General features: G+C 68.2%; 9 protein-coding genes. 6 read left to right on the forward strand and 3 right to left on the reverse strand.

All coding sequences use genetic code 11. From position 1 onward, the window contains the following. Nucleotides 1-2 precede the first annotated feature (2 nt). Nucleotides 3-1,553, reverse strand: a complete 1,551-nt coding sequence (locus M4D77_RS22700; protein WP_259937511.1) for a sodium:alanine symporter family protein — start codon at nucleotides 1,551-1,553, stop codon at nucleotides 3-5. Nucleotides 1,554-1,777: 224 nt separating this feature from the next. Here M4D77_RS22700 and M4D77_RS22705 point away from each other — a divergent pair, with 224 nt between their 5' ends. Beyond that, nucleotides 1,778-2,107 carry an FmdB family zinc ribbon protein gene (locus tag M4D77_RS22705; protein WP_259937512.1) on the forward strand — a complete coding sequence of 110 codons (330 nt, stop codon included), beginning with the start codon at nucleotides 1,778-1,780 and terminating at the stop codon, nucleotides 2,105-2,107. An 82-nt stretch (nucleotides 2,108-2,189) separates the two neighbouring features. Here M4D77_RS22705 and M4D77_RS22710 read toward each other — a convergent pair whose 3' ends face one another. Next, on the reverse strand, nucleotides 2,190-2,768 hold the full coding sequence (locus M4D77_RS22710) for a 5-formyltetrahydrofolate cyclo-ligase (protein ID WP_058251486.1): 579 nt from the start codon (nucleotides 2,766-2,768) through the stop codon (nucleotides 2,190-2,192). A 163-nt stretch (nucleotides 2,769-2,931) separates the two neighbouring features. On the opposite strand from M4D77_RS22710, the gene M4D77_RS22715 reads away from it, so the two are divergent. The 3 genes from M4D77_RS22715 to M4D77_RS22725 all read left to right on the forward strand — a co-directional run bounded on the left by M4D77_RS22715 (nucleotide 2,932) and on the right by M4D77_RS22725 (nucleotide 6,204). Then, complete coding sequence (locus tag M4D77_RS22715; protein WP_065630200.1) at nucleotides 2,932-3,876, forward strand: UTP--glucose-1-phosphate uridylyltransferase; 945 nt, start codon at nucleotides 2,932-2,934, stop codon at nucleotides 3,874-3,876. Between the two features lie 159 nt (nucleotides 3,877-4,035). Further along, nucleotides 4,036-5,340: a gephyrin-like molybdotransferase Glp gene (gene glp, locus M4D77_RS22720; protein ID WP_058251484.1), complete on the forward strand. Its 1,305-nt coding sequence runs from the start codon at nucleotides 4,036-4,038 to the stop codon at nucleotides 5,338-5,340. A gap of 207 nt (nucleotides 5,341-5,547) precedes the next feature. Continuing rightward, the gene (locus M4D77_RS22725; RefSeq protein WP_065630199.1) at nucleotides 5,548-6,204 is read left to right on the forward strand and encodes a GNAT family N-acetyltransferase; all 657 of its coding nucleotides are present in this window, start codon (nucleotides 5,548-5,550) and stop codon (nucleotides 6,202-6,204) included. Between the two features lie 44 nt (nucleotides 6,205-6,248). Here the strand turns inward: M4D77_RS22725 and M4D77_RS22730 are convergent, their stop codons facing one another. Then, nucleotides 6,249-7,019, reverse strand: a complete 771-nt coding sequence (locus M4D77_RS22730) for an ankyrin repeat domain-containing protein (protein ID WP_259937514.1) — start codon at nucleotides 7,017-7,019, stop codon at nucleotides 6,249-6,251. 89 nt (nucleotides 7,020-7,108) lie between these two features. On the opposite strand from M4D77_RS22730, the gene M4D77_RS22735 reads away from it, so the two are divergent. Then, nucleotides 7,109-7,774 carry an SIMPL domain-containing protein gene (locus M4D77_RS22735; RefSeq protein ID WP_259937515.1) on the forward strand — a complete coding sequence of 222 codons (666 nt, stop codon included), beginning with the start codon at nucleotides 7,109-7,111 and terminating at the stop codon, nucleotides 7,772-7,774. Between the two features lie 148 nt (nucleotides 7,775-7,922). Then, nucleotides 7,923-9,200: a gephyrin-like molybdotransferase receptor GlpR gene (glpR, locus tag M4D77_RS22740; protein ID WP_259937516.1), complete on the forward strand. Its 1,278-nt coding sequence runs from the start codon at nucleotides 7,923-7,925 to the stop codon at nucleotides 9,198-9,200. The last annotated feature ends 18 nt before the right edge of the window (nucleotides 9,201-9,218 follow it).

Here is a 9,218-nt window from a genome sequence, read left to right on the forward strand (position 1 = left end):
GCTCACTTCTTGGACAGGGTGACTTCTTCGGGGCGGTCGTCGGCCCGGCCGTAGGACTCCCAGAACGTCGCCCCGACGATTCCGAGAGCGATCGGGTCGAAGATCGGGTCCTTGCCTTCCTTCTTCTGCTTCTCGTAGTCGCGCAGCGCTTTGAACGCGGGTTGCTGCAGGATGATGATGCCGACGATGTTCAGCCACGCCATCAGCCCGACTCCGATGTCGCCGAGGGTCCACGCCTCGCTGGCGGTCGAGACGCATCCGATGGCCACCGATACGAGGATCAGTGCCTGCAGGAGCATCGTGAGGTTCGAGCCCAGCGTGCTGCGCAGCGGACCGATGTAGATGGTCGCCGCCTTCCCCATCAGGAACCGCAGGTTGGTCTCTGCCATGTAGTAGTAGGCGATGATCGTGGTCAGGCAGAAGAACATCAGAGACACCGCGACGAAGGTCGAACCGGCGCCGCTCCACATGCTGTCGAAGCCGATCTGGACGAAGGTGGGTCCGACGTCGGTGGCCGTCGGCAGCAGTCCGCCGTCGGCGATCACCGCGCCGTCGGCACTCTCGCCCTCGAACACCCGGTACGCACCGGTCGAGATGATGAGGAAGCCGGTGGCCGAGCACACGAAGAGGGTGTCGATGTAGACGGCGAACGCCTGCACGAAGCCCTGCTTCGCCGGATGCGAGACCTCGGCGGCCGCGGCTGCGTGCGGTCCGGTGCCCTGGCCGGCTTCATTGGAGTAGATGCCGCGCTTGACGCCCCACATGACCGCAGCGCCGACCACCGAACCGAAGACGGAGTCGATCCCGAAGGCGCTGGCGAAGATCATCCGGAGGACTTCGGGAATCTCGGACGCGTTGAGGAATACCACCACCAGCGCGAAGAGGATGTAGAGGACCGCCATGAACGGCACGACAACGGTGGCGAAGGTAGCGATGCGCTTGACCCCGCCGATGATGACGAAGGCGAGCACGATGACGACGCCGATCGCGACGGCCCAGTCCGCGATACCCCACGCCTGGTTCATCGCCAGGGCCATGGAGTTGGACTGCACGCTCGGGAGCAGCAGCCCGCAGGCGAGGACGGTCACGGCGGCGAAGATGAGCCCGTAGACCTTGAAGAGCGGGGCCGCCTTGGTGTGGGCCAGCGCCTTGCTGAAGTAGTAGGCCGGGCCGCCGCGATACTCGTTCGTCAGCGGATCGCGGGTCTTGTAGATCTGGCCGAGCGTGCACTCGACGAACGAGGTCGAGGCCCCGAGGAACGCCATCGCCCACATCCAGAACAGTGCACCCGGACCGCCGAACGCGATCGCCGTCGCCACACCGGCGATGTTCCCGGTGCCGACGCGACCGGCCAGCGAGATCATCAACGCCTGGAAGGACGAGACGCCATCGGGCGAACTCTGACCGTGGCGCATCACCCGGATCATCTCCGGTATGTGCCGGATCTGCAGGAACCGCGAGCGGATGGAGAAGTACACCCCCACTCCGAGGCATAGGTACACCAACGGATTGCTCCAGATGATGCTGTTCAGGTCGTTGAGGAAGTCGGTCATGGCGGCTCCAGCGATGGTGGGATCGGCCGCTCGTGGCGGTCCGACCCGGTGATCGAGCGGTGAACTGGTTGCTTCAGCTAGGGGAACACTTTGCACGACTGCACGCGGCGGTGCGCGCCAAGGTGCGAAATCCGCCGGCCGGGAGCCACGCTTAGCACTCGGAATGAGGGAGTGCCAAAGTCGGTTACACTGGTCATCGTTTACTGACATTCGGAGGTTTCGCGGTGCCCACCTACTCGTATGCCTGCACGGAGTGCGACAACAAGTTCGACATCGTCCAGTCCTTCTCCGACGACTCGCTGACCGAGTGCCCGCAGTGCGCAGGCCGCCTGCGCAAGCTGTTCAACTCGGTCGGCATCGTGTTCAAGGGCAGCGGTTTCTACCGCACGGACTCGCGTCCCGGCTCGTCCTCGGACACCTCGACGCCCTCGTCGGACAGCTCGTCGTCGTCGAGCTCCTCGTCGTCGGACAGCTCGTCGAGCAGCTCCAAGTCGGACTCCGCGAGCTCGTCGTCGTCGACCAAGAGCGAGGCCAAGGCCGCGACTCCCGCCTGACCGGCGTCCCGCCACGACGACGTCATAGGCCGAACCCGGGCCGGTGTCCCCCGACACCGCCCGGGTTTCGCTGTACCCCGGGTCAGCCGAGTCGGCGGAACCCGTCTCCGGGAGTGAGAGTCCAACCGACCGGGACATCGTGGTCACCGGACGGCAGTGAGTCGACGACCTCGTCGTCATAGACCACGCCGACGAGGTCGGCCGACAGACCGTGCAGGGTCCGGTCGTAGTATCCGGCGCCGCGTCCGAGCCGCACACCGCTCTTGTCGATCGCGAGCGCCGGAACCAGGATCACCGACGCCGCGCGGATCGCGGTCACCCCGACGCGGTCGGTGGTCGGTTCCAGAAGTCCCCAGCGTCCGGGAGCCAGCGAGTCCGGCCCCGTGTACGGCGCCCAGTCCATCGGTGCGGGGTCGCCGTCGGGGACCACCGGGACCAGAACCGACACGCCTCGGTCGACGAGCGCGTCGAGCATCGAATTCGAGCCGGGTTCGTTGCCGACGGGGACATGCGCGGCGACCGTGACGTCGTATTCGAGCCGGAAGGGGCAGGAATACATCCATTCGGCGAGGGCCGCGGCAGACCGGTCCCGCTCGTCGGCGGACCGACGCGATCGTCGATCCTCGATCTCTTGTCGCAGTTGCTGTTTCAGCGTTGTCAAGACCCGACCGTCCTTCGCGTCGTCTCGAGACCGGTGGCATGTGCGCCCCGGCCGGGACAGCCGGGACGCCCGCACTGTATCCGACCGTCGGAACGAGCGTGGTGAGGTCCCGGTCACCGCCGTCTGTCCGGCCGAGAACCGGCACCTGTCCTAGGGTGGATTCATGAGTGCGACGGATAAAGCTGGTTTCAGTGAGTACGAAGGTGTACCCAACACTCCGCCGATCCCGCGTACCGCGGTCGTCCCGGCAGCCGGGTTGGGCACGAGGTTCCTGCCGGCGACCAAGACGGTGCCCAAGGAGTTGCTGCCGGTGGTCGACACCCCCGGCATCGAGCTCGTCGCCGAAGAGGCCAAGGCGGCCGGCGCCGATCGTCTCCTGATCGTCACCTCCCCGGGCAAGGACGGCGTGGTCGCCCACTTCGTGGAGGACCTCGTACTCGAGAACACCCTCGCCACGCGTGGCAAGGAGTCGATGCTGGCCAAGGTGCGCAAGGCGCCCAACCTGCTCGAGGTCGCGTCGGTCGTGCAGGAGAAGCCGCTCGGCCTGGGGCACGCGGTCGGTTGCGTCGAGAGCTACCTCGACGACGACGAGGACGCCGTGGCAGTTCTGCTGCCCGACGATCTGGTGCTGCCCGGAGGTGTCCTGGAGGTCATGGCGCGCACCCGTCAGCGCCGGGGCGGCTCGGTGCTGTGTGCCATCGAGGTCCCCGAGGAGCGCATCAGCGCCTACGGCGTCTTCGACGTCGAGCCGCTTCCCGATGCCAACAACCCGAACGTCATGCGCCTCAAGGGCATGGTCGAGAAGCCCGAACCGCAGGATGCGCCGTCGAATCTGGCCGCCGCGGGTCGCTACATCCTCGACCGCAAGATCTTCGACGCGCTGCGCCGTATCGAACCCGGCGCCGGTGGCGAACTGCAGCTCACCGACGCCATCGCGCTTCTCATCGAGGAGGGCGAGCCGGTCCACGTCGTCGTCCACCACGGCACCCGACACGATCTCGGCAACCCCGGCGGGTATCTCAAGGCGGCCGTCGACTTCGCGCTCGACCGCGACGACTACGGTCCCGATCTGCGCGAATGGCTCGAGAAGCGTCTCGCCGACAGCTGATTCCGGACGGGCGATCACCGGTCGCATCCGCGCGCCTCGCACGCTGCCGCGGGCGCGCTCGATAACGTTCTCCTGTGTTGTATCGAGTGCACGACGTGCCGAGAGCTGTCGGCCGCACGTCCCGGTGCATTGACCGGTTGAGACGGGAAGAGCGGTGAGATGCGGTCTGTCGAAGATCATCTGACGCTGGTGACCGCGGCGGCAGTGGCGCCGCGTCCGGTGCGCGTCGCGATCTCCGAGGCGCAGGGCCTGATGTGCGCCGAGGAGGTCGTCACCGAGCACCCGATGCCCGGCTTCGACCAGGCGGCCATCGACGGCTACGCGGTGCGTGCGGTCGACGTCGGTCTGGCCGGGGTGCTCGCACCCGAAGACCTGGAGGACTTCGACGCCAACGGCGCCGAGCTCGTCGACCTCGAACCGGGCGAACCGATGATCGTGTCCCTGCCGGTGGTCGGCGAGGTCGGGCCGGGCTCGCGGACACCGACGCGGCTGCAACCGCGTCAGGCGGTGCGCGTCGAGACCGGGGCCCCGATGCCGACGCTCGCCGACGCCGTGGTCCCGTTGCGCTGGACCGACGGTGGCGACCAGAAGGTCAAGATCGGACACGGCGTCGAGAGCGGCAACTACGTCCGGCGGGTCGGCGACGACGTGCAGCCGGGCGATGTCGCGGTCCGCGCGGGCTCGATCATCGGCCCGGCCCAGGTCGGGCTGCTCGCTGCGGTCGGTCAGGCACGCGTGATGGTGCACCCGCGCCCGCGTCTGTCGGTCATCTCGGTGGGCAGTGAGCTCGTCGATATCGACCGCACACCCGGCCCCGGTCAGATCTACGACGTCAACAGCTATGCGCTGGCCGCGGCCGCCCGCGACGCCGGCGCCGACGTGAACCGCGTCGGCATCGCCGAGCGCGAGGCGTCGCGGATGCGGGAGGTCGTCGAGGCGCAGCTCATCCGCTCCGAGATCGTGGTGATCTGCGGTGCCGTCGGGGGAAGTGCGTCGACCGCCGTCGCCGACGCGCTCGCCGACCTCGGCGACCTGGAGATCGTGCGGGTGGCGATGCACCCCGGGTCGGTCCAGGGCTTCGGGCGCCTCGGACGCGACGAGGTGCCGACGTTCCTGCTCCCCGCCAACCCGGTGAGCGCTCTGGTGACCTTCGAGGTGATGGTCCGGCCGCTCATCCGGATCGCGCTGGGCAAACGGCAACCGATGCGGCGGATCATCAAGGCGCGCACCATCGGACCGATCGCGTCGGTGCGCGGCCGCAAGGGTTACCTGCGTGGGCAGCTGATGCGGGACGAACGGTCGGGGGACTACCTGGTGCAGGTGCTCGGCGCCTCACCGACCGGGTCGTCGCACCTGCTCGCCGAACTCGCCGAGGCGAACTGCCTGATCATGGTCGACCCCGATGTCGAGGAGATGGGCACGGGCGACGAGGTCGAAGTGGCGTTCCTCGCGCAACGCGGGTGAGCTCACCCCCGCTGGTTGAGCCGGCACCGAGCGCAGCGAGGTCGAGGCGCTCACCTCCGCTGGTTGAGCCGGCACCGAGCGGAGCGAGGAGCCCCACCCCCGCTGGTTGAGCCGGCACCGAGCGGAGCGAGGCGCCGAGTCGAAACCACCCCCGCGAGATACAGGTCTCATGCCGCCTCGGGTGTGACAGCGCATAAACTTCTTCTCGTGTTCAGGTGGTTGAGCGGCAGTCAGGGAAGTCCGGGATGGCCGGCCACCCTCGGGCCGCTGCGCACCCGGACCGGCACGGTCACCCTGCGGCCCGTGAAGGTGCGGGATGCCAGGACGTGGAGCGAGTTGCGGATCCGCAACCAGAACGCCCTGTTGCCCTGGGAACCGACGGGTGTCGGAAGCTGGGCTGAACGCCATCAGCCCGGGTCGTGGCCGCCGCTGTTCGCGGTGCTGAAGTCGGAGGCCAAACGAGGTGCGCTGCTCCCGTTCGTGATCGAACTCGACGGCCGCTACGTCGGGCAGCTGACGGTCGGCAACATCCAACGCGGCGCGGTGCGGACCGCGTGGATCGGCTACTGGGTCGACTCGGCCGTCGCCGGCAACGGCATCGCGACCGCCGCGGTGGCACTCGGGGTCGACCACTGCTTCGGGGCCGTCGGCCTGCACCGGCTCGACGCGACGGTCCAGCCCGCCAACGAGGCATCGCAGAAGGTGTTGACCAACATCGGATTCCGGCAAGAAGGTCTGCTGCAGCGGTACATGGACGTCAACAAACGCTGGCGTGACCACATGCTGTTCGCGCTCACGGCCGAGGAGGTCGTCGGCAGTGCCGCCGAGGCGCTCGTCCGGGCGGGTCGTGCGTCGTTCCACTGACCCTCCGTTGGCGATCCGGCGGTCGCCCTGAGTTCGCGGCGGCGTCACCGCCCGGTTTCGACCGGGAAATCCCGTGCGCGCATCTCGGATTCGATCGCGTCACGCGTCCGGAGGTACGAACTCGTCCGTATCGAGTCGTCGGCGGTGTACAGCGACGGCATGAAGGTCGCACCTCGCCGATCACGATGTGCACCATCGGCTCCCGCCTGTAGCAGGGCGAGGCAGTGGTCGATGTTGAGTACGTCGGCCGCGGTGAACAGTGGTGTCCGGCCGGCCAGGGGCTGCACGGAGTCGAGGTCGGCGCCGCGGTCGATCAGCAGGCGCAACGCATCGTCGCGACGATGGCGCACCGCGGTGTGGACCACGTTGCCGCCGATCCGGTCGGATGCCTCGACCAGTCCCGCGTCGAACTCGATCAGGGTGCGAAAGGCGGCGAAACGGTCGAGCAGCACGCTGTAAGCAACTGCGTTGTATCGGCCGGCGCCGGGGAGATGCGGGTCGGCGCCTGCCTGCAGCAGTGCCGCCACCGCGCCCGGTGGTTCGAACTCCACTGCCCACTGCAGCGGCGTGATGTCCACGCGCCGCGGGTCGGTGTCCGGATCACCGCCGTGTTCGTCGAGGTCAGCGCCCTGTGCGAGAAGGGGTTCGATCTGCGCCCGGTCGTCTCGCCGGGCGGCGTCGAGTAATCGAACGGTGGGGGTGGTGAAGTAGTCGGCCGCGTCCACGCGCGTCGAGACGACCTCGGCGATCCACCCGCACCCGGCGACCGCGCACGCCGACATAGCTGTCGCGAACAGCGCAACCAGTCTTCTCATCCGCACCACGATCGTCCCTTCACGGCGCTTGAACGATGTCCGATTTGTACGATAGTCCGCGCCGGCTCGCCGACGCATAGGCTCTTCGCATGACCGAGCACACCGACCATCTCGACATCGTCGTCCGTGGCTCCGCCCGCGGGCGCTACCGGCCCGAACGCGGGATCATCCACCTCTCCGTGCGAGTGGAAGGTGCGGACAAGTCGGCCGTCTACACGCGGGCGGTCGAGGTCCACGCCGACCTGACACGTGCGCTGACCGATCACGAGACGGCCGGCGCGGTGGCCGGCTGGTCCGCCGATTCGGTCCGGGTGTACTCGTACCGCCCGTACTCGGAGACCGGTGATCTACGAGACCCGGTCTACAACACCCTTATTCGCGTCGAAGCGGAGTTCGTCGACTTCGAGCGGTTGTCGGAGTTCATCGACGTCTGGGCGTCGGTCGACGCCGTCGAGATCGGTGACGTCGACTGGGACCTCCGCGCGGAGACCCGGCGGGACCGCGAACGGGAGCTGCGTCGTGCCGCGGTCGATGACGCGATCGTGAAGGCGCAGGCCTACTCCGACGCGGTGGGTCGGGGGCCGGTGACGCCCGTCCTCCTGTCCGATCCGGACATGGCGCCACGGGTGCCGCAGGCATCTCGTCGGGCCATGCCGATGGCGGTCGCGGCCGGCCCGCCCCCGCCGTCACTGGAACTGCGGACCGACGACATCGAGATCGCCGTCGCGGTCGACGCGCGCTTCCGCACGGCCTGACCCGCTTCTCCTGCCGGCGTTGCTGAGAGGCGTGTGTGAAACCACGCCGATTCGGTTGTCCCACGGCGCGTCTACCCGGGCGTGACTGCTCGCAGCTCTAGATTGTGGAGTGGCCTCGTGTGACCAGAGTGAATGAAGGGAGAGTCGCATGCCCAACTCCGTACTGTGGGTCTGTCTCGTCGCGGTCTGGCTCTTCGTGCTGGTCCCGATGGTCATCAAGGGACGCCCGCAGATCCTGAAGTCCACCGACGCGGCACGGAAGACGCGACTGCTGCATCGCGGAGGATCGCGTGCCACGACCGCGACGAAGAACCGCCGCCGGTCGTCGGCGCGTCACCCGCACGATCCGTCCTGGAAGTCCTCGCGCCGCAGCGCCACCGCGACGCTCGAGGCCGACGCCGACGGCGACGCCGAGAACGATGTCGACGCCGAGAAGGCCAAGCCTTCGACCCGACGTGCCGGCAGCGCGAAGGTCGAGAAGCCGACGGTGGAATCCGTGGATGGCGACACCGACTCCGAGACGGTGGACGCGGCTTCCGACGACGACTCCGTGAACGGTGACATCTCCGCCGACGCCGACGCGGACACCGACCGGGACCTCGATGCGGAGTCCGACGACGAGGCGACCGCGGACGCGGACAGCACCCCTGCCGCCGAGGTCGATGACACCGACGAGCTCGACAACGAGTACGAGGACGACTTCGCCGACGTCGACGGAGAAGTCGAGAACGGTGAGTTCGAGGACGCCGAATACGAGGACGACTCCGAATACGAGGACGACTCCGAATACGGGGACGCGACAGACGAACTCGACGAGGACGAATACGACGACTACGCCCGTGGCTCCCGCCACACCGAATCGTCGTCGGCTCCCGTCGCGGAGTCCGAGGAGGACGACGTCGACGACGCCGCCGACACCGACGTCGACGAGGTGGCCGACAGCCGCCCGGCGGCGCGAACGGCGGGCAGCCGGCGGACGGGGCGCAGTGTCTACTCGTCGGAGAAGGAACGCGAGCTCAAATACCGGGAACGCCAACGGGTCACGGTGGGTCTGTTCGTGCTGGTGCTGCTGTCGGTCGTGGCCGGCGTCGTCGTCGGGACGCCCGGCTGGGTGGCCACCGGCGTCCTCGGCCTGCTACTGGTCGGCTACCTCGCGTACCTGCGGCGCGCGGTGAAGACGGAGCAGCAGATCAGGGCACAGCGACTCGCCCGTGCCAAGCGGTCGGCGCGCGCCGAGGAGGAGCGTCGTCGACGCGCCGCCGCGGTTCCGGAGTTCGCCGCCGCCCCGCCCCCTCCGCGACTTCGGCGACCCGGTGGCGCAACGGTTCTCGAGATCGACGATGAAGATCCTGTGTTCGATCACATCCCGCCGTTCCAGCGTCGACGGATGGACCGCGAAGACCTGCAGTACCGCCGCGTCGGCTGACTCGTCGAGAGCACTTCG

The organism is Gordonia sp. p3-SID1431, from assembly GCF_025143765.1.
In the GTDB taxonomy this organism is placed as follows: Bacteria; Actinomycetota; Actinomycetes; order Mycobacteriales; family Mycobacteriaceae; genus Gordonia; species Gordonia hongkongensis.

Bases quoted from the DNA above. Each gene is read 5' to 3' on its own strand.
- M4D77_RS22715 (WP_065630200.1), top strand. From the start codon at position 2,932: ATGAGTGCGACGGATAAAGCTGGTTTCAGTGAGTACGAAGGTGTACCC.
- glpR (WP_259937516.1), top strand. From the start codon at position 7,923: ATGCCCAACTCCGTACTGTGGGTCTGTCTCGTCGCGGTCTGGCTCTTC.
- M4D77_RS22735 (WP_259937515.1), top strand. From the start codon at position 7,109: ATGACCGAGCACACCGACCATCTCGACATCGTCGTCCGTGGCTCCGCC.
- M4D77_RS22730 (WP_259937514.1), bottom strand. From the start codon at position 7,019: ATGAGAAGACTGGTTGCGCTGTTCGCGACAGCTATGTCGGCGTGCGCG.
- M4D77_RS22700 (WP_259937511.1), bottom strand. From the start codon at position 1,553: ATGACCGACTTCCTCAACGACCTGAACAGCATCATCTGGAGCAATCCG.
- glp (WP_058251484.1), top strand. From the start codon at position 4,036: ATGCGGTCTGTCGAAGATCATCTGACGCTGGTGACCGCGGCGGCAGTG.